The organism is Synechococcus sp. CS-603 (assembly GCF_977929215.1).
The window spans coordinates 1,064,615-1,085,695 of the sequence record NZ_OZ376778.1 but is presented as its reverse complement, the minus strand read 5'-3'; the positions used below and the strand labels follow the sequence as shown (position 1 = coordinate 1,085,695).

At 65.6% G+C, this 21,081-nt stretch carries 29 protein-coding genes, 1 tRNA gene and 1 pseudogene; 23 read left to right on the top strand and 8 right to left on the bottom strand.

All coding sequences use genetic code 11. The annotated features are described in order from the left end of the window. The first annotated feature begins 25 nt into the window (after positions 1–25). Entirely contained in the window at positions 26–427 is a 402-nt protein-coding gene (locus ACXMDM_RS05635; RefSeq protein WP_071800954.1) for a CAAD domain-containing protein, read from the top strand. A gap of 66 nt (positions 428–493) precedes the next feature. Here ACXMDM_RS05635 and ACXMDM_RS05630 read toward each other — a convergent pair whose 3' ends face one another. Then, positions 494–1,450 carry a fructosamine kinase family protein gene (locus ACXMDM_RS05630; RefSeq protein WP_071800953.1) on the bottom strand — a complete coding sequence of 319 codons (957 nt, stop codon included), beginning with the start codon at positions 1,448–1,450 and terminating at the stop codon, positions 494–496. Between the two features lie 91 nt (positions 1,451–1,541). On the opposite strand from ACXMDM_RS05630, the pseudogene crtD reads away from it, so the two are divergent. Then, a pseudogene (crtD, locus tag ACXMDM_RS05625) lies at positions 1,542–3,025 on the top strand (C-3',4' desaturase CrtD). A gap of 33 nt (positions 3,026–3,058) precedes the next feature. Here crtD and ACXMDM_RS05620 read toward each other — a convergent pair. Then, positions 3,059–3,934 (bottom strand): prephenate/arogenate dehydrogenase, encoded by an 876-nt coding sequence (locus ACXMDM_RS05620; protein WP_071802145.1) that lies wholly within the window; start codon positions 3,932–3,934, stop codon positions 3,059–3,061. Between the two features lie 42 nt (positions 3,935–3,976). Here ACXMDM_RS05620 and ACXMDM_RS05615 point away from each other — a divergent pair, with 42 nt between their 5' ends. From ACXMDM_RS05615 to ACXMDM_RS05605, 3 genes are all read left to right on the top strand, one after another. Beyond that, positions 3,977–5,407, top strand: coding sequence for an ATP-dependent DNA helicase (locus tag ACXMDM_RS05615; RefSeq protein ID WP_071800951.1), 1,431 nt, complete (start codon positions 3,977–3,979; stop codon positions 5,405–5,407). Positions 5,408–5,436: 29 nt separating this feature from the next. After that, positions 5,437–5,682, top strand: a complete 246-nt coding sequence (locus ACXMDM_RS05610) for a DUF2839 domain-containing protein (protein WP_071800950.1) — start codon at positions 5,437–5,439, stop codon at positions 5,680–5,682. A gap of 85 nt (positions 5,683–5,767) precedes the next feature. Next, positions 5,768–6,124, top strand: a complete 357-nt coding sequence (locus tag ACXMDM_RS05605; protein WP_071800949.1) for a DUF1815 family protein — start codon at positions 5,768–5,770, stop codon at positions 6,122–6,124. Between the two features lie 39 nt (positions 6,125–6,163). On the opposite strand, the gene recA is transcribed toward ACXMDM_RS05605, so the two are convergent. From recA to ACXMDM_RS05575, 6 genes are all read right to left on the bottom strand, one after another. Continuing rightward, the gene (recA, locus tag ACXMDM_RS05600) at positions 6,164–7,333 is read right to left on the bottom strand and encodes a recombinase RecA (RefSeq protein ID WP_071800948.1); all 1,170 of its coding nucleotides are present in this window, start codon (positions 7,331–7,333) and stop codon (positions 6,164–6,166) included. A 133-nt stretch (positions 7,334–7,466) separates the two neighbouring features. Beyond that, entirely contained in the window at positions 7,467–8,216 is a 750-nt protein-coding gene (locus tag ACXMDM_RS05595) for an HAD family hydrolase (protein WP_071800947.1), read from the bottom strand. Between the two features lie 24 nt (positions 8,217–8,240). Continuing rightward, positions 8,241–8,312, bottom strand: a tRNA-Gln gene (locus ACXMDM_RS05590). A gap of 118 nt (positions 8,313–8,430) precedes the next feature. After that, the gene (locus tag ACXMDM_RS05585; RefSeq protein ID WP_071800946.1) at positions 8,431–10,083 is read right to left on the bottom strand and encodes an AAA ATPase domain-containing protein; all 1,653 of its coding nucleotides are present in this window, start codon (positions 10,081–10,083) and stop codon (positions 8,431–8,433) included. Between the two features lie 140 nt (positions 10,084–10,223). Continuing rightward, positions 10,224–11,267, bottom strand: coding sequence for a Light dependent period protein LdpA domain-containing protein (locus tag ACXMDM_RS05580; protein ID WP_071800945.1), 1,044 nt, complete (start codon positions 11,265–11,267; stop codon positions 10,224–10,226). Further along, positions 11,254–11,715 (bottom strand): NAD(P)H-quinone oxidoreductase subunit N, encoded by a 462-nt coding sequence (locus ACXMDM_RS05575; RefSeq protein ID WP_071800944.1) that lies wholly within the window; start codon positions 11,713–11,715, stop codon positions 11,254–11,256. The genes ACXMDM_RS05580 and ACXMDM_RS05575 overlap by 14 nt, the downstream gene beginning before the upstream one ends. Before the next feature lie 440 nt (positions 11,716–12,155). Here ACXMDM_RS05575 and rplC point away from each other — a divergent pair, with 440 nt between their 5' ends. The 18 genes from rplC to rplO all read left to right on the top strand — a co-directional run bounded on the left by rplC (position 12,156) and on the right by rplO (position 20,930). Then, on the top strand, positions 12,156–12,803 hold the full coding sequence (rplC, locus tag ACXMDM_RS05570) for a 50S ribosomal protein L3 (protein ID WP_071800943.1): 648 nt from the start codon (positions 12,156–12,158) through the stop codon (positions 12,801–12,803). 11 nt (positions 12,804–12,814) lie between these two features. Next, positions 12,815–13,450, top strand: coding sequence for a 50S ribosomal protein L4 (rplD, locus tag ACXMDM_RS05565; RefSeq protein ID WP_071802143.1), 636 nt, complete (start codon positions 12,815–12,817; stop codon positions 13,448–13,450). Continuing rightward, positions 13,443–13,745, top strand: a complete 303-nt coding sequence (locus ACXMDM_RS05560; protein WP_071800942.1) for a 50S ribosomal protein L23 — start codon at positions 13,443–13,445, stop codon at positions 13,743–13,745. The genes rplD and ACXMDM_RS05560 overlap by 8 nt, the downstream gene beginning before the upstream one ends. 15 nt (positions 13,746–13,760) lie before the next feature. Then, on the top strand, positions 13,761–14,624 hold the full coding sequence (rplB, locus tag ACXMDM_RS05555; protein ID WP_071800941.1) for a 50S ribosomal protein L2: 864 nt from the start codon (positions 13,761–13,763) through the stop codon (positions 14,622–14,624). A 38-nt stretch (positions 14,625–14,662) separates the two neighbouring features. Next, the gene (gene rpsS / locus ACXMDM_RS05550) at positions 14,663–14,938 is read left to right on the top strand and encodes a 30S ribosomal protein S19 (RefSeq protein WP_071800940.1); all 276 of its coding nucleotides are present in this window, start codon (positions 14,663–14,665) and stop codon (positions 14,936–14,938) included. A gap of 13 nt (positions 14,939–14,951) precedes the next feature. Further along, positions 14,952–15,314: a 50S ribosomal protein L22 gene (rplV, locus tag ACXMDM_RS05545; RefSeq protein ID WP_083544485.1), complete on the top strand. Its 363-nt coding sequence runs from the start codon at positions 14,952–14,954 to the stop codon at positions 15,312–15,314. Positions 15,315–15,333: 19 nt separating this feature from the next. Then, positions 15,334–16,062, top strand: a complete 729-nt coding sequence (gene rpsC, locus ACXMDM_RS05540) for a 30S ribosomal protein S3 (protein ID WP_071800938.1) — start codon at positions 15,334–15,336, stop codon at positions 16,060–16,062. A 16-nt stretch (positions 16,063–16,078) separates the two neighbouring features. Beyond that, positions 16,079–16,564 carry a 50S ribosomal protein L16 gene (gene rplP / locus ACXMDM_RS05535; protein ID WP_071800937.1) on the top strand — a complete coding sequence of 162 codons (486 nt, stop codon included), beginning with the start codon at positions 16,079–16,081 and terminating at the stop codon, positions 16,562–16,564. A gap of 2 nt (positions 16,565–16,566) precedes the next feature. Further along, entirely contained in the window at positions 16,567–16,782 is a 216-nt protein-coding gene (rpmC, locus tag ACXMDM_RS05530; RefSeq protein WP_071800936.1) for a 50S ribosomal protein L29, read from the top strand. 17 nt (positions 16,783–16,799) lie between these two features. After that, positions 16,800–17,051 carry a 30S ribosomal protein S17 gene (gene rpsQ, locus ACXMDM_RS05525; protein WP_071800935.1) on the top strand — a complete coding sequence of 84 codons (252 nt, stop codon included), beginning with the start codon at positions 16,800–16,802 and terminating at the stop codon, positions 17,049–17,051. Between the two features lie 9 nt (positions 17,052–17,060). After that, positions 17,061–17,426, top strand: a complete 366-nt coding sequence (gene rplN, locus ACXMDM_RS05520; RefSeq protein ID WP_071800934.1) for a 50S ribosomal protein L14 — start codon at positions 17,061–17,063, stop codon at positions 17,424–17,426. Between the two features lies 1 nt (position 17,427). Beyond that, on the top strand, positions 17,428–17,784 hold the full coding sequence (gene rplX, locus ACXMDM_RS05515) for a 50S ribosomal protein L24 (protein WP_071800933.1): 357 nt from the start codon (positions 17,428–17,430) through the stop codon (positions 17,782–17,784). A gap of 97 nt (positions 17,785–17,881) precedes the next feature. Next, positions 17,882–18,421 (top strand): 50S ribosomal protein L5, encoded by a 540-nt coding sequence (gene rplE, locus ACXMDM_RS05510; protein ID WP_071800932.1) that lies wholly within the window; start codon positions 17,882–17,884, stop codon positions 18,419–18,421. 18 nt (positions 18,422–18,439) lie between these two features. Continuing rightward, entirely contained in the window at positions 18,440–18,841 is a 402-nt protein-coding gene (gene rpsH / locus ACXMDM_RS05505) for a 30S ribosomal protein S8 (RefSeq protein ID WP_071800931.1), read from the top strand. Positions 18,842–18,855: 14 nt separating this feature from the next. Further along, complete coding sequence (gene rplF, locus ACXMDM_RS05500; protein ID WP_071800930.1) at positions 18,856–19,395, top strand: 50S ribosomal protein L6; 540 nt, start codon at positions 18,856–18,858, stop codon at positions 19,393–19,395. 32 nt (positions 19,396–19,427) lie between these two features. Continuing rightward, positions 19,428–19,793, top strand: coding sequence for a 50S ribosomal protein L18 (gene rplR, locus ACXMDM_RS05495; RefSeq protein WP_071800929.1), 366 nt, complete (start codon positions 19,428–19,430; stop codon positions 19,791–19,793). Positions 19,794–19,806: 13 nt separating this feature from the next. Then, a complete protein-coding gene (gene rpsE, locus ACXMDM_RS05490) occupies positions 19,807–20,469 on the top strand; it encodes a 30S ribosomal protein S5 (protein WP_071800928.1) in 663 nt (220 codons plus the stop codon). An 8-nt stretch (positions 20,470–20,477) separates the two neighbouring features. Continuing rightward, positions 20,478–20,930 carry a 50S ribosomal protein L15 gene (rplO, locus tag ACXMDM_RS05485; protein WP_259722809.1) on the top strand — a complete coding sequence of 151 codons (453 nt, stop codon included), beginning with the start codon at positions 20,478–20,480 and terminating at the stop codon, positions 20,928–20,930. The last annotated feature ends 151 nt before the right edge of the window (positions 20,931–21,081 follow it).

Sequence of the window (21,081 nt, the reverse complement as noted above, 5' to 3'; positions counted from 1 at the left end):
ATCCCAATCCACTGCCTCTCTGTTGATGAGCGAAGCCAGCACCGAGCAACAGGAGCAAACGGCCCAAACGGAACGACCGATGACCGAATCATCCACGGACGCTGCGGCAGAAACCGTCACCACCCCTTTCACCGAGCGCTACAGCGAAATCCTTGGCAAGGTCAACGAAACCCTTGACAAGGTCGACTGGAGCCAGGCCGGCCGGGTGGGCAAGGCCGTCGGTATTTTGCTGGCGGTGATCATCGCCCAGGTCCTGATCAAGGGTGTGCTCGACACCATCAATCTGTTGCCAGTGGTGCCTGGTTTGCTGGAGCTGCTCGGCTTGGTGGTGGTCGGCCAGTGGAGCTGGCACAACTTGACCACCAGCGAGAAACGCTCCGCCGTGATCAGCAAGCTTCAGACCCTGCGTCAGGAATATCTGGGCTGATCGCCAGCTAGACCGCCAAGCCGATGGCTTGCCAGGCCGGCCAACCTTCACCTTCCCCTTCCCAGGTCAGTCGGCGGAGGTGTCGGCGCGGGCGGCGATCAGTTTGTTCAGCTCCCAGACCCGTGCTTCCGCCTGTTGCCAGTAGCCACCGCCAAAGAGGTTGGCGTGGTTGAGCAGGTGATACAGGTTGTAGAAGAGTGCGCGTTGGCAGTGGCCAGGGGCGAGGGGCCATTCGGCTTCATAGCCGTTGAAGAAGGGCTCGGGGAACCCTCCGAACAGGCGCGCCATCGCCAGATCCACCTCCCGATCACCGCGATACACCGCCGGATCGAAGACAGCGCCGCAGGCCGAAGCTCCCGGGCGAGCCCACTCGCTCCCTGAGGCCAACAGCGAAGCATTGCCGCCCCAGAGGTCGCCGTGAACCAGGCTCGGCAGGGCGCCATGGCCGTTGAGCCAAGCCGGCATTCGCTTGAGCAGGTTCTCGATCGGCTGCTGCAGCCGTTCCTGCCAAGGGCCGCCACTGGCCGCCGCCGCCTCGAACTGGGGGCGGAGCCGGCGTTCGGTGAAAAACCAGCCCCAGTCAGGCGACCAGCCGTTGATCTGCAGGCCGGAGCCGATGTAGTTGTCGTGTTCCCAGCCGAAGGCACCGGGCTTCAGCGAGCTGCTGCGCCGGTGCAACCGCGCCAGGGCAGCTCCCAAACGGGTCCAACCGTTGCCATCGCCGGAGGACCTCAGATCGAGCCACTCGATTGCCAGCAGGGCCCGCTCCCCCTCCAGGCCGCAGAACAGCGGGGCCGGGATCCGCAGCTCGGCATCCGCCCCAGCGGCCAAGGCCCTGAGCCCCTCGGCTTCCGCCTCAAAAAGCGGCAACATCGCCGCGCTGTTGGTTTTGACAAACAAGCGGCGGCCATCGCCCAGCTCCAGACTCCAGGCCCGATGAATGCAACCGCCCGCCACCGGCTGGCAGCGAACCAGACTGGTTCCCAGCTGACGCTCCACCCAGCTCGCCAGTGGTTCCACCATCGGAGGCCCTCATCCGGCTGCCAGCATGCCGGCTCTTTGACGCAGGACACGCGTGGCCCAGAGCCGATTACCTCCGCAGGCCACTTGCGATGTGGCCGTGGTCGGCGCTGGCATCGCCGGCCTCACGGCAGCGGCCCTGCTGGCGCGCCAAGGGCTGAGCGTGGAGCTGCTGGAGGGCCACCTGCAGAGCGGCGGCTGCGCCGGCACCTTCCGGCGGGGGGCCTACACCTTTGATGTGGGGGCGACCCAGGTGGCTGGGCTGGAGCCGGGCGGCATTCATAGCCGTCTGTTCCGGCATCTGGGTCTGCCGGCGCCGGCCGCCACACCCCTCGATCCCGGCTGCGTGGTGGATCTGGGCGATGGCGAGCCGCCGATCAGGCTCTGGCGCGATCCTGGGCGTTGGCAGCAGGAGCGGCAGCAACACTTTCCCGGCAGTGACCCGTTCTGGAACCTCTGCGACTGGCTGCATCAGGCCAGCTGGGGATTTGCCGGCCGCGATCCGGTGCTGCCGCCCCGCAACCTCTGGGACCTGGGCCAGCTGATCGGGTCGCTGCGGCCAGGCAATCTGGCCAGCGGCCTGCTGGTGGGAGCGAGCGTGGCCGATCTGCTGCAGCTGAGCGGCTGCGCGGACAACCAGCGGCTGCGCCGCTTCCTTGATCTGCAGCTGCGGCTCTACTCCCAGGAACCGGCTGATCGCACCGCTGCCCTCTACGGCGCCACGGTGCTGGCCATGGCCCAGGAGCCCCAGGGTCTGTGGCACCTAGAGGGCTCGATGCAGGCCCTGAGCAGCGCCCTGGAGCAGGGGCTCACTGCTGCGGGCGGCAGTCTGCGGCTCCGTCACCGCGTCAGCCGGCTGCGGCCAGAGCAGGTTTCCGGCTGGAACATCCAGGGCCAGGGTCCCGGCGGCCGGCCGTTCCAACTGGGTTGCCGCGATCTGATCTGCACGGCACCCCCGCAGGCCCTGCCGGCGTTGCTGGGGGAGGCCCTGCCGGCGGGGTACCAGCGACGGCTGCAGGGGTTCAGCGATCCCAGCGGCGCCCTGGTTCTCTACGCCGCGGTCGCCCGCAGCGCCCTTCCCGCAGGCTGTCCCGCCCACCTCCAGTTGGACGGCACCGAGCCGGGCTCATTGTTTGTGTCCATCAGCCGGGAGGGGATGGGCGCGCGCCGGCGGGGGAGGCCACCGTGATTGCCAGTGTGTTCACACCGGCCCGGCCCTGGTTCGATGGTGACGAGCCCACCTATCAGGCCCGCAAGCAGGAAGCGCTGGCAGAGATCCAGGCGGGGCTGGGCCAACTCCTCGGGCTGCGGCCGGAGCACTACCGCCACAGCGAGCTGGCCACGCCGCGGGGCTTTGCCCACTGGACAGGAAGGCCCTTTGGCTTCGTCGGCGGCCTCGGCCAGCGCCCGTCCCGCTTCGGCCCCTTCGGCCTGGCCAGCCGCACCCCGCTGCCGGGCTTCTGGCTGTGCGGCGACGGCATCCACCCGGGCGAGGGCACCGCAGGCGTGAGCCTCTCGGCGCTGATGGTCTGCCGGCAACTGCTGGCCGGGCGGGGCCTCAACCTGGCGCTGGCCTGATCGCAGCTGGGGCCCTGAGACCCCGATCGCCATTCAAGGCTTGAGGAAAGGAGGCCGCAACTGCTGACAGGCCGCCAGTGTGGCCTCAAGCTCCGCCCAGCGCTGTTGAGCCACCAGCCCCTCCAGCTGCTCAAGGCAGCCCCGGTAATCGCTCAGCGCGTCCAGCAGCGCCTCCCGGTTGCAGCGGGCCAGCAGCGTGCCCAGCTCCGGGTTGCCACCGCCCACCCGGGTGGTGTCAGCAAAGCCGCTGGAGGCCAGGGCCCGCACCAGGGCCGGCACACCCCCGGCGACAGCGGCAGCCGATCCCCGCTCCGCAGCCTGCAACAGGGCCGCACTGACCAACACCGGCAGATGGGAGATCAGCGCCACGGCCTCGTCGTGGGCGGCGGCGGCGCACTCCAGCCACTGGGCCGCCAGCAGCGTGGCCAGCTCACGCACCACCGCCAGGGCTTCAGGGTCGGTGTCGGCCAACGGGGTGGCCACCCAGGGGCGGCCGCGGAACAGATCCCGCTGGCCGGCCTCCACCCCCGCCGCCGCTGTGCCGGCCATCGGATGGCTGGCCACGAAGCGCGGCACCCTGCCATGCCAGGCCTGGAGCACCGGGCCTTTCACCGAACCGACATCGGTGATCACAGCACCATTCGGCAAAGCCGCGATCAGCTCGGCGGCCGGATCCAGCAGCCGATCGAGTGGCAGAGCCAGCACCACCAGGCCACAGCCGGCCAGCACGGCTGGATCGGTGCCCACCTGGCTTGCCAGGCCCCGTTGGCTGGCCCGCTCCGCCGTCGCCTGGCGATGCACCCAGCCCCGCACCTCCAGGCCAGCCGCCCGGAGATCCAGCCCGATCGAGCCACCGATCAGGCCCAGTCCGACTAAGCCCACCGGTTGGTCGCGCCACAGGGTTGTCATCACCGGTACGGCCCGCTCAGCCCAGCTTCCTACGCTTTGGCGATGTTGGAAGCCCAAGCCCACCATCAGCTCAAGCAACTCCTTCGGCTTGAAGGTGGAAGCGGCTGGCCCCATCACCTCACGCTCTGCCGCCTGGTGGGGCGCAGCCTGCGCCGCAGCGATCACACCTTGATCCGGCTGGCGCCGGGCAGTGACCCCGATTGGCTGGTGGGACTGCTGGTGCCCCTGGCGATGAGCGAGGCTCCCTTGGCCCTGGTGGTCAGCGAACCGCTGCGCCGCCGCCTGCTGCAGGTGGAACTGCCCCGGCTGCGTGCCGCGGGGCTTGGCCTGCCCTGCTGGGAAGGGGAACGTGCCCCGGATCAAGCCCGACTGTGGCTGTTGAGCCACACGGACCTGGTGAAGGCGTGGCGCAGCGATGACCTGGGCCTCCGCCAGCTGGTAGTCCCGGAGGCGGAGCTGCTGGAGACCAGGTTGCGCCAAGCCCTTGAAATCAGCCTGGAGAACGGCCACTGGGAGCAGCTGCGCCGTGGCCTGCCCGCGGCTGATGCCAGCCTGCTCTCCCTGCATCAACGGCTCAGCCGCCGCATCTTCAGCCACCCGCAGAGCCCGACAACCCAGGTTCCCTTGGCCGCAGAGGAGGAGGCCCCGCTGCGGCAACTCCTCAAGCTGTTCGGCCCCCTGCCCGATCCATGGCCTGACTGGCTGGCCTCAGCCGGCCCCCGCTGGGCCAGTTGGGCCACGGCCGACCGCCAGCAGCTGCAGTGGCAACTGCACCGCCAACCCCTGGAACCGTTGGAGTTGATGCAGGGGCTGCTCAACGGACGGGGCGTGGTGCTGGTGGGCCAGCTCGGCAAGGAAGCCACCCTCGCCGGCATCAATCCCCGGGTAGTGGTTGATTTCGCTGAACCACCCCTGAGCGACCCACTGCCCCTCTACGTGCCCTTGCGTCAGCCGTTACCGAACAGCCCCCACTACGGCCACCACCTACTGGACCACAGCCGTCGGCTGGTTCTGGCCCAGGCAGGTCTGAGCATCGTGCTGGTGGAGGATCCAGCCCTGAGGCTGTCGTTGGCCAGCGGCCTGGCCGCCGAGTTCGGCAGCCGGGTCTGCCACCAGAACACCGCACCGGCCAGCAACGGGGTGATCTGTTGCGGCTGGGCCTGGTGGCTCGACCACCAAGACCGGCTGCCCTTGCCTTGTCAGTTGATCGTCGGGCCGTTGCCGATCAACAGCCTCGAGGATCCCCTGACCGCTGCCCGGGTGGCCAGGCTGCGGGAACAGGGTCGGGACTGGTTCCGGGAACTGCTGCTCCCCGAGGCCCTTGGCCAGTTGCAGCGGGCCACAGCCTGCCTGCGCAGAGGCCCCGGCCGGCTGGCCATCCTCGATGGCCGGGTGCGCAGCCGCAGCTGGGGCCAGCAGGTCTTCGCCAAGCTGGAACCCTGGTCAGGACTCAACCGGTTGCTGCCCACCTAATCTGAGCCCATTCAGTCAGACGCAGCGCGATGGGAGAAGCCAAGAGGCGTTTCGCCCAGGGGTTGCCCCCCCGCCAAAAAAAACAGGAGGCCAACCAGGACACCTCGCCGCGGCTGGTCTCCTGGCTCCCCCTCAGCCGGCAGCAGGCCGACCGCTTCGTGCAACTCTCCACGCAGGGTGCCTGGGTGGGCATCGCAGCCTTGGTGCTGTTCTGGCTCACCGTGCGCTTCATCGGCCCCGCTGTCGGCTGGTGGGACCTGGCCGACGGGCGCTGAGCGCAACCCGTCTGGGTCTGAGTATTTATACTCTCAACAATCGGAAGAAAACCTTAGGATCGCGGCACTACTTGTGCACCTTCCCATGTTTCTTCGCCTGGCTGAGCACTATCGCTGCCTGGTCCAAGACCTTGTCATGAGCCTGCAGGCTCTGGCCAGCAGCCTCAAGGCCAAGGGACTGGCTGCCACCTGTTATGCCTGCGGCGACGGACTTGAAGCCCAGGGCGCTTCCTTTGTGGCCGATCTTGGTGATGGCCACATGGTGCGATTCCTCGTTTCCGATTTCGGCATCACCTGGGTGGAATCACGCAACGGTCGTGAGCTGGTGAAACTGGAGGGTGCCGAAGCGATCCAGGAGCTGCAGCGGCTCGCCCTTTCCCTCCAGGAAACAGGTTCTCAGACCGTCAGCGTCAGCCAGGTACCGGTGGCCCTGGCCAGCTGACTAGCAAGGCCGGGAGGGAGAGCTGAACGGCCAGGTCCTTCAGCTCGAGCTGGCTTCAACCACTTCGCCCCCTGCTTCGTTTACAGCGGAGGCCGTGTTCGCCAACTTGGCGGCAGCCGCTGCCAGAGGCTTCATCGAATTAGCGGTGACATCGGCCCCTTCGGTGAGTTTGCGGCGCACGGCTGCTTCGATCACCTCTTTCTTCTCCGGGTTTTGCTCCAGCCAGGTGATCGTGTTGTCACGTCCCTGGCCGATGTTGTCCCCCTCGTAGCTGTACCAGGCGCCCTTGCGCACCACCACGCCGGTTTCCTCGGCCAGATCGAGAACACAACCGAGGGTGCTGATGCCGCGGCCAAACAAAATATCGAATTCAGCGATCCGGAATGGTGGCGCCACTTTGTTTTTGGCCACTTTCACCTTGGCGCGGATGCCGTATTCCTCCGTGCCGCGCTTGAGGGTCTGAATGCGGCGGATATCCAGCCGCACCGAGGCATAGAACTTGAGGGCGTTACCACCGGTGGTGGTTTCCGGGTTTCCGTAGGTGACGCCGATCTTGGTGCGTAACTGGTTCAGGAAGATCACCGTGCAGCCCGATTTGCCGATGTTGCCGGTGATCTTGCGCATCGCCTGGCTCATCAGGCGCGCCTGGCTGCCCACAGCCAGATCACCCATTTCTCCCTCGATTTCAGCCCTGGGGGTCAGGGCCGCCACCGAGTCGACCACGACGATGTCAACGGCGGCAGAGCGGACCAGCTGATCAACAATCTCCAGCGCCATCTCGCCCGTATCCGGCTGGGAGACCAGCAGATTTTCAACGTCGACGCCCAGGGCAGCGGCATAGACAGGATCAAGGGCATGTTCGGCGTCGACGAAAGCCGCCACCCCGCCGCGGCGCTGGGCCTCGGCGATGGCATGCAGGGTGAGGGTGGTTTTACCCGAACTTTCCGGGCCATAGACCTCCACCACCCGGCCCTTGGGATAGCCCCCGCCCAGGGCCAGATCCAGGGTGAGCGCGCCGGTGGACACGGTTTCAACCCGCATGCGGGAGGCATCGCCCAGGCGCATGATCGAGCCCTTGCCGAAGTTGCGCTCGATCTGTCCCAACACCAGGCTGAGCGCCTTGTCGCGCTCCGATGAGGCGGCAGGGCTGGAGCCGCCGGAGCGGGGATGGGCGAGCCGGAGGTCAGTGGTCTTGGGATCGGAGGCCATGGAGCAGGGGAAGCAAAGGAACAGGCTGCGGCGCGAAGATCCCGGCACGGGAGCGGCAGCGGCCTCAAGGCACAGATGCCACCAATGGGAGCTGGCGTATCAACTGAGATTAGTACAGGCGTACGCTAGCGGGTCAAGGCCAGATCGCCAAGGGGCCGGCGAAGCGGTCGGGCTCCAGCAGGGCGATCCCCGGCGGCAGGGCGGTGCGATCGCCTGGCCCCAGGTAACCCCAGGCGGCCAGGAAACAGCGCACCTGCTCCAGGCCGGGCGTGGAGAGGATCGTCTCGAGGGTGGGGCGGCGGTCTTCGATGAACCACAGCGGCCGCCCCAGGCCACGCAGCTGCAGCAGCACCTCCGCCTTACTACCCTGCTCGTGGCCGTAGAGCCGCCAGGGGCTCAGCTGCAAGGCGGCCAACAGCTCGCGGGCAAAGGCCGCACCCTTGGTGGTCAGAACGGCCCAGTCGGCACCTTCGCCAGAGAGGGCCAGCAGCCGCTCGGGCACGCCGGGATAGGCACGATGCAGAGCCAGCCAGCGCCCTCGGTCGCTGGCGATCGCCCCACGGCGCACCTCCTCCAGGGCCGCCTGCAGCAGGGAAGGCTGCCAACCGGATCGGGCCAGGGCCGCCGACAGTGCTCCGGCGTAATCGGCCTCAATCGCAGCCGGATCAGCGCCGGGGCGAGCCAGCTCGGCGGCCACCAACACCATCTCCCAGCCCTTGTGAATCAGGGGGCGCAGACGGGCAAAACCAACTGGTGCCTGCTCCGGCAACACCAGGCTGGGATCGAGGCCCAGAGCGGCCCGGCGGGAACTCCACCAGTACTCCGCCATGCCATCGACCAGAACCCCGTCAAAATCGAAGACCAGCAGGGGTCTGGAAGACACAGGGGCAGGCGCTGACTGAAAAAACTGGGCCGCTAGGATTCGAACCTAGGAATGGCGGGACCAAAACCCGCTGCCTTACCACTTGGCGACGGCCCAATAACCCGGTGGAGCCGAACGTCTCGGGACCGGTTGCTTTGCTAGTTACCCACAGCGGGCCGTCCTTCGTCAATCTCCTCTCCCTCGGCGCGCCGAAGCCGACCGACGCTTTTGGCCTTCAACGGGGGAAGACGCGCAGACGCTGTTGATCACCACTGCCGAATTCCGCACTGCGAAGGCCGTAACCGCTCACCTCCTCCGCCTGAAGCCGCCGCACCCTGGGGCTGCGCGGCAGCAGCTCCACCGGGCGGCCGATCGGCAGCACAACCTGCTCCACCGCCAGGCGGCACTCTTTGATCGCCTCAGACTCATCCTCGGGCCACGGAACAGGACCCATGGCCACCCCTGCCTGCCCTGGGGCCAACTCCCCAGGGGTGATCCCCCCTGGCGGCAGCTCCTGACGACGGCGCAACAACCGCTCAAGCCCGCGTACAACCTGGGGCAGGGTGTCGGCCTTGATCACCAGGATCGGCAGGCGATGGCGCTGGGCCAGGCGGCGCACCTCCGGGTCGCGGCCCAGCTGCAGGCGCAGACTGAGCACTGCCTCGGCCTGCTCCAGGTCACACACCCGCTGCACCGGCAACTGACGGCTGCGCGCCGCCTGCTCCAGCAGCTGGGAACTGACACCGCAGCAGAAGATCCGCATCAGAGCTGGCGGCGGCGGTTGATCTGGCAATCGCTCCAGCAGTCGCTCTGGCAGTCGATCGGGGCGCGCTGCGGCCGGATCAGGCAGGGGGAGCGGGGCCAGGGGCTGGCGTGCGCTCAGAGCGGCAGTCTGGCGCCGTGGCGGCCGCAGGCCCGCCTGCGGCGCAACGGGATGCTCCAGCCGCACCCGCCCGTCCGCCTCCAGCTCACGGATCTGGGGCTGGCGCGGCTGGCCGCGCAGGTGGCCATCGACGGTGGCGGCTACATCGACGTGAACCAGCCAGCGGCTGCGGCTGCGCATCTCCACCGCCAGCGGGAAGGTGGGGGCGGCGCTTCGCTCGAGCACCGCCTTCTGGCTGCCGCGCCGGCGCGCCTCCTCATCGCCCAGGGTGACCGACTGAAGACCACCGATCAGGTCGCAGAGCGTCGGGTTACGGATCAAGTTGGCCAGCTCGTTGCCATGGGCCGTGGCCACCAGCTGCACCCCCCTCTCGGCAATGGTGCGAGCCGCCAGGGCCTCGCGCTCGGTGCCGATCTCATCGATCACGATCACCTCGGGCATGTGGTTTTCAACCGCTTCGATCATCACCTCGTGCTGAAGTTCCGGCCGCGCCACCTGCATGCGCCGGGCCTGGCCGATGGCGGGATGGGGGATGTCCCCGTCCCCGGCGATCTCATTGCTGGTGTCAATTACCACGACCCGACGCTCCAGGTCGTCCGCCAACACCCGGGCGATCTCGCGCAGCGCCGTGGTTTTGCCAACGCCAGGCGGGCCCAGCAACAGCAGCGACTGGCCGGAATCGAGCAGGTCACGGACCATCGCCACGGTGCCGAACACGGCCCGGCCCACCCGGCAGGTGAGGCCAACCACCTCGCCCACCCGGTTGCGGATGGCGCTGATCCGGTGCAGGGTGCGCTCGATTCCGGCCCGGTTGTCGCCGCCGAATGGACCGAGCCGCTGAACCACCGAGGCCAGGTCGGCGCGCTCGATCAGCCGAGCCTCCAGCTGAACGGTACGGCCGGAATAGCGCGCCTGGGGGCTGCGGCCCAGATCCAGGACAATTTCCAGGAGATCCTCGCGGCTGGCAGGACTCGCCAGCGCCAGACGCACGCCATCCGGCAACATCTCCAGGAGCAGGTCGAGGTCATCGATGACCCGCCGAGGGAGAACGGGCGGGACGACAGCAGACGGCGGGATAGGGCCGGGAGGGATCACGAATTCACTCGAAGGGCAGTCTGGCAAGCCCTGACCAGCAGTTCTAGCGATCAGCAGGCCAGCCAGGGAGCCACCAGCCCCCGTGCCAGCTCAAGGGCCCGGGGCCAGAGCAGCCGGTCATCAAGCAGACGGTGCCCTCTTTGTTCGGCCTGGAGGATCAAAGGCTGCAGCAACGCCCTAGCCACACCGCCGAAGGCCACGCCAGCGGCCTGGCTCCTGGCCGCCAGGGCGGAACCGGCCTGGCGGCGGAACAACGGCAGGGTGGAGGCATTGGTTCCGCCGGCCAGCTGGAGGGGGCCTGGAGGAGCGATCGGTCGCACCGCCGCGAGCAGGCGCAGAGCCGCGTGGGCCGTGCCCTGGCCGATATCCCCGCTCATGGCCCGCCCATCGAGCTGCCAGAGCGGGCGGAGGCCACCGGCGCGCAGCCGGGCAAACCGCCCCCAGAGCTCCTCGGCCAGCTGGAGCGGGCGGACGCCGGCAGGGCCCTCCAGGCCACAGCTCACAGCCAGCCGCCGCAGGCTCAGCCCGGAAGCCTCCACCTGCAGCAGGCGCTTGGCGAAGGCCTCGCCACGACCAACGCGGGTGTGAATCTCCACCGCCTCGGGCCGGAGGCGGGCCAGCAGCGGCGCCACCATCGAGGCCGAGAGGATCTGCCCCTGCTCCTCAATCAGCCCATGGGGGCAGACCGGCAGACAGCGGCCGCAGCCATAACAGCGATCGGACTGAACAGCACCGGTCGCTGCAATCGCCAGGGCAGGGCAGACCTGCTGGCAGGGACGGGGGCAATCAGCTGGGCAGCACAGCGGATCGAACCAGGCCTTGCGGAAGTGGGGATCGTCCCCATCGCTGAGGCTGACCATCAACCAGGGCGGAGCCGCAGCCGCTCGTCGGGGCATGGCCTGATCAAGCGCCCAGGCCATGCCCCGACGAGCGGCTGCGGCAACAGCGGGGTCTGCGGCCACATCAATACAATGAACCCCAGCCAGGGTGTAGATCCCGCAGAGATCCTCGATCCCGGCAAGGTCCTGATTGCTGGCCCCGCAGATCAACTTGACCCAGCGACCAGCGGCAAGGGCCTGCTCAGGCGTCGACACACTGCTCCAAAGGCTCCCAGCGCAAACTGCGCGAGCCGCCCATCTCCGCCACGATCTTCAATCGTGGTTCCCTGCGGGTCAGGTTGCAGAGGGATGTCCTCTCCGCCGAGGACAACACCTGGGCCTCAAGCAACCACAACAACATCGGTTGGCTACCGACCAAGAGGGAACCCAACTGCGGCATGACCCGCTGAACGGTTCCTACCGCCGCATCACGGCCAACACTGTGGTGGCCGAGGTGGGGTGGACGAACCCCATGAAGCTCAAATAGAAAGGCCTCGGGGTCACCCAACCCTCGCGCCGAGGTCATCTGGGCCCGGTAGCCGGCAGCGCGCAGGCGGCGCATCAGGCGAGTTTCGGCTCCGCCTTCGAGCGGGGCATAAAGGGCCAACGCTCCTGCTTGCTCAAGGTCGTCACGGAAGCGGCGGCCAGTCAGCAAGAGGGGCATGGGAGGCTCCAGAACAACTGGACTGAATCTGACAGCCGGAAGCCTAAACCGGTCAGAAAGGCTGTGGGGTATGGTTTAAAGCTGTGCAATTGATCTGCGCCCGACCGCTAGCCGGGCCTCCGGACCATTGCAGGACCTCACCGCTGTCGGTGAGGTCTACCTAGGCCAGTCCATTTCCAGGTTTTTCACTTCCGTTTGAAAGGACAGAAGAGCAATTCATCGGAATGGCGGGAAACTGTCGCCTGATTTCGATCGGGCGGGAAAGTCCCAGCCTGCTGTTTCGCCCTACCGCTAGCCCAACCGGTTCTGCCCTGAATTTTCAGGTGCAGCCCCGGAATCAGACTTCCAGTCTGGTCCAGCGCGTTCGCCCGAATCAGCTTCACGTCTTCAGGCTTGCAAAAGCTTTGAGGCGCTGTCCTTGCTGGCGTTATTCCCTTCCTATGGCCATCGGCATTCTTGGGAAGAAACTGGGCATGTCCCAGTTCTTCAACGCGGAGGGCAAGTCCATCCCGGTCACCTTGATCGAGGCAGGTCCTTGCCGCATCACCCAACTCAAAACCCCCAGCAGCGACGGCTACACCGCCGTGCAGGTTGGTTTTGGCGAGATTCGCGAGAAACTCGTCAACCAGCCAGCTCGGGGGCACCTGGCCAAATCAGGCAGCGAGCTGCTGCGTCATCTCACCGAATACCGCCTCAACACAGTTGAAGGTTTGGAATTGGGTGAACCGATCACAGTCGAGCGCTTTGAAGCCGGTCAGAAGGTCGATGTCAGTGGTGACACCATCGGCCGCGGCTTCAGTGGTTATCAGAAACGCCACGGCTTCAGCCGCGGCCCCATGACCCACGGTTCCAAGAACCACCGCCAGCCCGGCTCGACCGGTGCCGGCACCACGCCGGGCCGGGTTTATCCCGGCAAGCGGATGGCCGGCCGCTACGGCGGCAAGCAAATCACCACGAGGGGTCTGACGATCCTGAAGGTGGACACCGAGCGCAATTTGCTGGTGGTGAAGGGTTCGGTTCCGGGCAAGCCCGGCGCCCTGCTCAACATCCGTCCGGCGCTGCGTGTCGGTGCGAAGGACGCGAACTGAGGATGGCAACCATGATTCAATGCGTCGTTCGCGACTGGCAAGGCAAGGAAGCTGGTGAAGCTTCCCTCGACCTGAAAGTCGCCAAGAAATCGTCCGCCGCCGGACTGGTCCATCGCGCCGTGGTGCGGCAACTGGCCAATGCCCGACAGGGCACGGCCAGCACACTCACCCGCGCCGAGGTGCGGGGCGGTGGCCGCAAGCCTTACAAGCAAAAAGGAACGGGTCGCGCTCGCCAGGGTTCCATCCGCACACCACTCCGCCCCGGTGGTGGCGTGATCTTCGGTCCCAAGCCTCGCTCCTATGCCGTGGCCATGAACCGCAAAGAGCGTCGGCTCGCCCTGCGTACGGCCCTGATCAGCCGGGCCGCTGACATCGTCGTGGTCAAGGGTTTCGCCGCCGACCTGGAAGCCCCCAAAACCCGCGAGATCGTGGCAGCCCTGCAACGCCTCGATATTGCCGCAGGGGCGAAAGTGTTGCTGATCCTCGACGGGCCGTCTGAAGCGGTGCGTCTCTCGGTTCGCAATCTCGAAACGGTGAAATTGATCGCCGCCGACCAGTTGAACGTGTTCGACCTGCTCAATGCCAAGCAATTGGTGCTGAGCGAGGAGGCACTGGCCAAGATTCAGGAGGTCTACAACGATGACTGAACGTTTTGCAGGCCGTTTGGCGGATGTGATCCGCAGGCCACTGATCACCGAGAAGGCCACCCGAGGCCTTGAATTGAATCAGTACACCTTTGAAGTGGATCCGCGTGCGGCCAAGCCCGACATCAAGGCCGCCGTCGAGGAGTTGTTCTCGGTGAAGGTGATCGGCGTGAGCACCATGAACCCACCGCGTCGCTCCCGGCGGATCGGTCGGTTCGCGGGCAAACGCGCCCAAGTCAAAAAAGCGGTGGTGCGCCTTGCCGAAGGCAATGCCATCCAGCTGTTCCCAGAGGCCTGAGGGATCTAAAACGTTATGGCAATTCGCAAGTACCGCCCCTACACCCCCGGCACCCGCGGCCGCGTCGTCAGCGACTTCAGTGAAATCACTGAGCGCAAACCCGAGCGCAGCTTGGTCGTCGCCAAGCACCGCAGCAAGGGTCGCAACAACCGCGGCGTGATCACCTGCCGCCACCGTGGCGGCGGCCATAAGCGGCTCTACCGCATGGTTGACTTCCGCCGTGACAAGCACGATGTGGTCGCCCGCGTGGCCGCCATCCACTACGACCCCCACCGCAACGCCCGGTTGGCGTTGCTCTTCTACACCGACGGCGAAAAGCGTTACATCCTTGCGCCTGCTGGGATTGAGCTGGGCCAAACGGTTGTCGCCGGCGCTCAGGTGCCGATCGAAACCGGCAATGCCTTGCCCCTCTCGGCCATTCCCCTGGGTTCGAGCGTTCACAACGTCGAGCTCTACGCCGGCCGGGGTGGCCAGATGGTTCGCACCGCAGGGGCCAGTGCCCAGGTGATGGCCAAAGAAGGTGATTACGTCGCCCTCAAGTTGCCATCCACCGAAGTGCGGCTGGTGCGTCGCGAGTGCTACGCCACCCTCGGGGAAGTGGGCAACGCGGAAATACGCAACACCAGCCTGGGCAAAGCCGGACGCAAGCGCTGGCTCGGCCGCCGTCCCCAGGTGCGCGGCAGTGTGATGAACCCCTGTGACCACCCCCACGGTGGTGGCGAGGGCCGCGCTCCGATCGGCCGCTCTGGTCCGGTCACCCCCTGGGGCAAGCCTGCCCTCGGCCTCAAAACCCGAAAGCGCAACAAGCCGAGCAACCGGTTTGTGCTGCGGAAACGTCGCCGCACCTCCAAGCGGAGCCGTGGCGGACGGGATTCGTGATGGTCATCAACCCCGTTTTGCACTCTGCTTAATCCGCCATGGGACGTTCACTCAAAAAAGGACCATTCATCGCCGATCACCTTCTGCGCAAGGTCGAGACGCAGAACAGCTCCGGCGATAAATCCGTGATCAAAACCTGGTCACGGGCTTCGACGATCCTGCCGATGATGATCGGCCACACCATTGCCGTTCACAACGGCAAGAGCCATGTGCCGGTCTACGTGACCGAGCAGATGGTGGGCCACAAGCTGGGGGAATTCGCCCCCACCCGCACCTTCCGCGGCCACATCAAGGACAAAAAAGGTGCCCGTTAAGGAGCGAAACACCATGGTCAATCCAACCCCACCCAGCACAGAAGCCCGCGCCCACGGCCGCTACATCCGCGGATCCGTTTCCAAGGTGCGCCGGGTGCTCGATCAGATCCGCGGCCGCTCCTATCGCGAGGCGCTGATCCTGCTTGAGTTCATGCCCTACCGCTCCACAGGACCGATCACCAAGGTGCTGCGCTCAGCAGTGGCCAATGCCGAAAACAATCTCGGCCTTGACCCCGCCTCGCTGATCATCAGCACGGCGATCGCCGACATGGGACCCTCCCTGAAGCGATTCCGTCCCCGCGCCCAGGGGCGGGCCTTCGCCATCAAAAAACAAACCTGCCACATCAGCATTGCTGTGGCAGCACCCATCACCTGAATCCCGAGGACACCGACTGATGGGACACAAGATCCATCCAACCGGCCTGCGACTGGGGATTACCCAGGAGCACCGCTCCCGCTGGTACGCCCCAAGCAAGACCTATCCCCTCCTGCTCCAGGAGGATCATCGGATTCGCAAATTCATCCACAAGAAGTATGCGAGTGCCGGCATCAGCGATGTGCTGATCGCCCGCAAGGCCGACCAACTTGAGGTGGAACTCAAAACCGCACGCCCCGGCGTGCTGGTCGGTCGCCAAGGCAGCGGCATCGAAGATTTGCGGACGGGCATCCAAACCACCCTCGGCGATCGCAACCGTCAGGTGCGCATCAACGTGGTGGAAATCGAAAGGGTCGACGCCGACGCCTTTTTGTTGGCCGAGTACATCGCCCAACAACTGGAAAAGCGTGTGGCTTTTCGGCGGGTGATGCGCATGACCGTCCAACGGGCCCAGCGTGCCGGTGTTCTCGGCCTGAAGATCCAGGTGAGCGGGCGCCTCAACGGTGCCGAGATCGCCCGGACCGAATGGACCCGGGAAGGTCGGGTGCCCTTGCACACCTTGCGCGCCGACATTGATTACGCCACCAAGGTGGCCACCACCACCTACGGGGTGCTTGGGATCAAGGTCTGGGTGTTCAAAGGGGAGGTGCTTCCCGGGCAGAAGGAGCAACTGCCCGCCGCTGGAGCACCACGTCGCCGCGCCAACCGGCGTCCCCAAGAATTTGAAGACCGCTCCAACAAAGAGTGATCAGGAGCCCTGAACCATGCTGAGTCCACGACGCGTCAAATTCCGCAAACAGCAGCGAGGCCGCATGTGCGGTGTCGCCACCCGAGGCAACACCATTGCCTTTGGTCAGTTTGCACTGCAGGCCCAGGAATGTGGCTGGATCACATCCCGCCAGATCGAAGCCAGCCGCCGGGCCATGACCCGCTACGTCAAGCGGGGGGGCAAGATCTGGATCCGGATCTTCCCCGACAAACCGGTCACCATGCGCCCTGCCGAAACACGGATGGGCTCCGGTAAGGGCAACCCGGAGTTCTGGGTGGCCGTGATCAAACCCGGTCGCATCCTCTTTGAGATGGGTGGACCTGAGATCACCGAAGCCATCGCCAAGCAAGCGATGCGTCTGGCCCAGTACAAGCTGCCGGTCAAAACCAAGTTCATCGGCCAAGCCGAAATGGCAACGGAGCTGGGTGATCTTCCCGGTCCCGAGCCCATTCTCGACGCCGTTCCCGCTGGAGAGTCCTAACCATGGCCCGTCCTGACATCGCCGAAGTGCGTCTCCTCAATGACGCCGATCTGATCGATCAGATCAACGGTTGCCGCCGTGAATTGTTCGATCTGCGCTTCCAGCGGGCCACCCGCCGTCTGGAGCACCCGCACCGCTTCAAGCAGAGCCGCATCAAGCTGGCCCAGCTGCTGACGGTGCAGAAGGAGCGGCAGCGCTCCGCTCTCACCGCCTCCTGATCCCCCCGATACCCACCATGGCACTCAAGGAAAGGGTCGGCACCGTCGTCAGCGACAAGATGGATAAAACGGTGGTGGTAGCGGTCGAAAACCGCTTTCCCCATCCCATCTATCAAAAGACCGTCAGCCGCACCATCCGCTACAAAGCCCACGACGAAGACAACCGTTGCCAAGTCGGCGACCGAGTCCGTATCACCGAGACCCGTCCGCTCAGCCGCACCAAGCGTTGGGCTGTCGCCGAGGTGCTCAACCCCACCGGCGCCAACTGAGGTCACCCCATGATTCAGCAGGAAACTTACCTCAATGTCGCTGATAACAGCGGCGCCAAACGCATCCAGTGCATCCGCGTTCTGGGCACCAACCGCCGCTACGCCCACGTCGGTGATGTGATCGTTGCCGCCGTCAAGGACGCCATGCCCAACATGGGAGTCAAGAAGTCGGATGTGGTGAAGGCGGTGGTCGTACGGACGCGCGCCACCATGCGCCGCGACACCGGCAATTCGATCCGCTTTGATGACAACGCGGCGGTGATCCTCGGCGCGGACAACAACCCGAAAGGCACACGGGTGTTCGGTCCGGTCGCTCGCGAACTGCGGGAAAAGAACTTCACCAAGATTGTGTCGCTCGCCCCGGAGGTGATCTGAAATGGCCACTGCCATCGCTAAGAAAAAGCCAACGGAACGCATCAAGATGCGGATCCGTAAAGGCGACACCGTCAAGGTGATTGCCGGTAAGGACAAGGGCAAAACCGGCGAGGTTCTGCGCACCCTTCCCGACCTGAACCGGGCTGTTGTGCAAGGGGTCAACCTGCGCACACGCCACATCAAACCCGTCCAGGAAGGGGAGAGCGGACGCATCTCCACCGAGGAAGCCTCCGTGCATGCCTCCAACTTGATGGTCTTCTCCACCAGCAAGTCCGTGGCCAGCCGGGTCGGCATCGAGATCCAGGCCGACGGCAGCAAAAAACGCCGGCTCAAGAAAACCGGTGAGTTGATCGACTGATCAGCCTTCCTTCTGACCACCGACGCCACAGCGTCCTTTCCTTTCCCCCCTCTCCTCGCTTTCTGACCACGTCCAGAAGCGCAAACCCCAGCCCGCCATGTCACTCAAACAGCGCTACCGGGAGACGATCCAGCCCAAGCTGCTCAAGGATCTGAACCTCTCCAACGTCCACGAAGTTCCCAAGGTGGTCAAAGTCACCCTGAACAGGGGACTTGGCGAAGCCGCCCAGAACGCCAAGGCCCTGGAGGCTTCGATCGCGGAGCTGGCCACCATCACCGGTCAGAAAGTGGTGGTGACCCGGGCCAAGAAGGCCATTGCGGCCTTCAAGATCCGCGAGGGCATGCCGATCGGCGTGGCCGTCACCCTTCGTGGTCAGCGGATGTACGCCTTCCTGGAGCGCCTGATCAACCTGGCCCTTCCGAGGATCCGGGATTTCCGTGGCGTCAGCCCCAAAAGCTTCGACGGGCGGGGCAATTACACCCTCGGGGTGCGGGAACAGATCATCTTTCCCGAAATCTCCTACGACAAGATCGACGCCATCCGCGGTATGGACATCACCATCGTGACCAGTGCCCGTAACGACGAAGAGGGCCGGGCCCTCCTCCGCGAGATGGGAATGCCGTTCCGCAGCAACTGAGCCCTCTTCGGACCCACCATGGCCAACCACGACCCGATTTCAGACATGCTCACCCGCATTCGCAATGCGAGTGAGAAGAAGCACCAGTCCACCAAAGTTCCGGCTTCGCGCCTCTCCCACAGCATCGCCAAGGTGCTGCAGAAAGAGGGCTTCATCGCTGAGATCAGCGAAGAAGGCGAAGGCGTTCTCAGGCATCTCGTCCTCGAACTCAAGTACAGCGGCAAGCATCGCCAGCCGACGATCCGCTCCGTGCGGCGCGTCAGCAAGCCCGGTCTGCGCATCTACAAGAACACCCGTCAGCTGCCCAAGGTGCTGGGTGGCCTGGGTGTGGCGATCATCTCCACCTCCCGGGGTGTGATGAGCGACCGTGACGCCCGTAAGCAGGGCGTGGGCGGTGAAGTGCTCTGCTACATCTACTGATACGAAGGTCATCCATGTCACGCATAGGTAAAGCGCCGATCCCCATCCCCGACAAGGTGACCGTCACCTTGAGCGGATTGGCCGTGTCGGTCAAAGGTCCCAAGGGTGAGCTCAGCCGCGTCCTCCCCGATGGCGTTGTTGTCAGCCAGGACAATGGCTTTGTCCGCGTTGAGGCCGCCAACGGCAGCCGTCGCTCCCGCGAACGCCATGGGCTTTGCCGCACCCTGGTGGCCAACATGGTCGAAGGGGTGAGCAAAGGTTTTTCCCGCAAGCTCGAGATCATCGGCGTCGGCTACCGGGCCGCAGTCCAAGGCCGCAAGCTGATGGTCAGCGCCGGTTACAGCCACCCGCTTGAGATGGTTCCTCCCGAGGGGATCACCTTCTCCGTTGAGAACAACACCCAGGTGATGGTCTCCGGTTCCAACAAGGAGCTGGTAGGCAATGAAGCCGCCAAGATCCGCGCCATTCGTCCTCCTGAGCCCTACAAGGGCAAGGGCATCAAGTTCGAGGGCGAGCGCATCCTGCGCAAGGCCGGCAAATCTGGCAAGAAATGAGGACGGCCTAAGCCTCCCTACCCCTATCCGTCATGTCCTCCCTTCCACGCAAACAGCAGACCCAGAAGCGTCACCGTCGCCTGCGTCGCCACCTCAACGGCACGGCGGCACGGCCGCGGCTTGCTGTGTTCCGCTCGAACAACCACATCTACGCCCAGGTCATCGACGACGAGGCCCAGAACACCCTCTGTGCCGCCTCGACCCTCGACAAAGACCTGCGCGCCAGCCTCGAAGTGAGCGCCTGTTGCGATGCTTCCATAGCCGTGGGGCAGCTGGTGGCCCAGCGGGCCCTGGCCAAGGGCATCCAGCAGGTCGTCTTCGACCGCGGTGGCAAGCTGTACCACGGCCGGGTCAAGGCCCTTGCCGATGCCGCCCGAGAAGCGGGCCTCCTGTTCTGAACCGGATCCAACCATGAGCGAAATCAACCAACAGGTCCAGTCCAGCGAGATTCCAGGAGCCGCCGCTGTCCCAGCAGCGGCCGAAGGCCAGCAGGAGCGCCGCGGTGGCGGCGGCGGCAGGGGTGGCGATGCCAGGTCGGGTGACCGACGCGGTGGTGGACGTCGGGGCGACAACCGGCGTGGTCAGGAGCGCGACTCCGAATGGCAGGAGCGGGTGGTCCAGATCCGCCGCGTCTCCAAAACCGTCAAAGGCGGTAAGAAGATGAGCTTCCGGGCGATCGTCGTCGTCGGCAACGAGCGCGGCCAGGTCGGTGTCGGTGTCGGCAAGGCCGGTGATGTGATCGGTGCCGTCCGCAAGGGCGTGGCCGATGGCAAAAAGCATCTGGTCAAGGTGCCCCTGACCCGCACCAGTTCGATCCCCACCGACAGCCGCGGCGAAGACGGTGCCGCCAGCGTGATGATGCGGCCGGCCGCACCGGGCACCGGCGTGATCGCGGGTGGTTCGATTCGCACGGTCCTTGAGCTCGCCGGCATCAAGAACGTCCTGGCCAAGCGCCTGGGCAGCAAAACACCCCTCAACAACGCCCGCGCCGCCATCCACGCCCTGCAGGTGTTGCGCACCCACAAGGAGACCGCCAAAGAGCGGGGCATCTCCCTCGAGCAGATCTACTCCTGAGCCCCCTGATGACACTTTCACTCCAAACCCTCAAACCCCAGGTCGGCTCCCGCCGCCGCAAGCTGCGCAAGGGGCGCGGCATCGCCGCCGGTCAGGGCGCCAGCTGCGGTTTCGGCATGCGCGGGCAGAAATCCCGCTCCGGCCGTCCGACCCGGCCCGGCTTTGAGGGTGGCCAGATGCCCCTCTATCGGCGTCTGCCCAAGCTCAAGCACTTCACCCTGGTGAATCCGAAAGCCTTCACCGTGCTGAATGTCGGCAAACTCGCCGGCCTGGCTGCTGGCAGCACGGTCAACCTCGATTCGCTGGAGGCCGCTGGGCTGGTGACCAGCCCGAAGCATCCCCTCAAGGTGCTCGGGGATGGTGATCTGGGCGTCAGCCTCACTGTCCAGGCCGCTGGTTTCACCAGCAGTGCCCGTGAGAAGATCGAAGCGGCTGGTGGCAGTTGTGAACTGATTGCCTGATCAACCCTGATCGACAAGGAGGCGGCAACCGCCGCCATCCCCTTGAACCGCTTGAATGAACTGCTGGAACCGGAGTCGGTCTCCGCAACCTGAGCCGTCTGCCACCGATCACCGGCTGCGCAGGCGGCTTTGACTATCTCGCCCCCGTTCT

Coding starts and splice junctions, on each gene's coding strand:
- ACXMDM_RS05635 (WP_071800954.1), top strand. CDS start 26: ATGAGCGAAGCCAGCACCGAGCAACAGGAGCAAACGGCCCAAACGGAA.
- ACXMDM_RS05630 (WP_071800953.1), bottom strand. CDS start 1,450: ATGGTGGAACCACTGGCGAGCTGGGTGGAGCGTCAGCTGGGAACCAGT.
- ACXMDM_RS05620 (WP_071802145.1), bottom strand. CDS start 3,934: ATGACAACCCTGTGGCGCGACCAACCGGTGGGCTTAGTCGGACTGGGC.
- ACXMDM_RS05615 (WP_071800951.1), top strand. CDS start 3,977: ATGTTGGAAGCCCAAGCCCACCATCAGCTCAAGCAACTCCTTCGGCTT.
- ACXMDM_RS05610 (WP_071800950.1), top strand. CDS start 5,437: ATGGGAGAAGCCAAGAGGCGTTTCGCCCAGGGGTTGCCCCCCCGCCAA.
- ACXMDM_RS05605 (WP_071800949.1), top strand. CDS start 5,768: ATGTTTCTTCGCCTGGCTGAGCACTATCGCTGCCTGGTCCAAGACCTT.
- recA (WP_071800948.1), bottom strand. CDS start 7,333: ATGGCCTCCGATCCCAAGACCACTGACCTCCGGCTCGCCCATCCCCGC.
- ACXMDM_RS05585 (WP_071800946.1), bottom strand. CDS start 10,083: ATGTTGCCGGATGGCGTGCGTCTGGCGCTGGCGAGTCCTGCCAGCCGC.
- ACXMDM_RS05575 (WP_071800944.1), bottom strand. CDS start 11,715: ATGCCCCTCTTGCTGACTGGCCGCCGCTTCCGTGACGACCTTGAGCAA.
- rplC (WP_071800943.1), top strand. CDS start 12,156: ATGGCCATCGGCATTCTTGGGAAGAAACTGGGCATGTCCCAGTTCTTC.
- rplD (WP_071802143.1), top strand. CDS start 12,815: ATGATTCAATGCGTCGTTCGCGACTGGCAAGGCAAGGAAGCTGGTGAA.
- ACXMDM_RS05560 (WP_071800942.1), top strand. CDS start 13,443: ATGACTGAACGTTTTGCAGGCCGTTTGGCGGATGTGATCCGCAGGCCA.
- rplB (WP_071800941.1), top strand. CDS start 13,761: ATGGCAATTCGCAAGTACCGCCCCTACACCCCCGGCACCCGCGGCCGC.
- rpsS (WP_071800940.1), top strand. CDS start 14,663: ATGGGACGTTCACTCAAAAAAGGACCATTCATCGCCGATCACCTTCTG.
- rplV (WP_083544485.1), top strand. CDS start 14,952: ATGGTCAATCCAACCCCACCCAGCACAGAAGCCCGCGCCCACGGCCGC.
- rpsC (WP_071800938.1), top strand. CDS start 15,334: ATGGGACACAAGATCCATCCAACCGGCCTGCGACTGGGGATTACCCAG.
- rplP (WP_071800937.1), top strand. CDS start 16,079: ATGCTGAGTCCACGACGCGTCAAATTCCGCAAACAGCAGCGAGGCCGC.
- rpmC (WP_071800936.1), top strand. CDS start 16,567: ATGGCCCGTCCTGACATCGCCGAAGTGCGTCTCCTCAATGACGCCGAT.
- rpsQ (WP_071800935.1), top strand. CDS start 16,800: ATGGCACTCAAGGAAAGGGTCGGCACCGTCGTCAGCGACAAGATGGAT.
- rplN (WP_071800934.1), top strand. CDS start 17,061: ATGATTCAGCAGGAAACTTACCTCAATGTCGCTGATAACAGCGGCGCC.
- rplX (WP_071800933.1), top strand. CDS start 17,428: ATGGCCACTGCCATCGCTAAGAAAAAGCCAACGGAACGCATCAAGATG.
- rplE (WP_071800932.1), top strand. CDS start 17,882: ATGTCACTCAAACAGCGCTACCGGGAGACGATCCAGCCCAAGCTGCTC.
- rpsH (WP_071800931.1), top strand. CDS start 18,440: ATGGCCAACCACGACCCGATTTCAGACATGCTCACCCGCATTCGCAAT.
- rplF (WP_071800930.1), top strand. CDS start 18,856: ATGTCACGCATAGGTAAAGCGCCGATCCCCATCCCCGACAAGGTGACC.
- rplR (WP_071800929.1), top strand. CDS start 19,428: ATGTCCTCCCTTCCACGCAAACAGCAGACCCAGAAGCGTCACCGTCGC.
- rpsE (WP_071800928.1), top strand. CDS start 19,807: ATGAGCGAAATCAACCAACAGGTCCAGTCCAGCGAGATTCCAGGAGCC.
- rplO (WP_259722809.1), top strand. CDS start 20,478: ATGACACTTTCACTCCAAACCCTCAAACCCCAGGTCGGCTCCCGCCGC.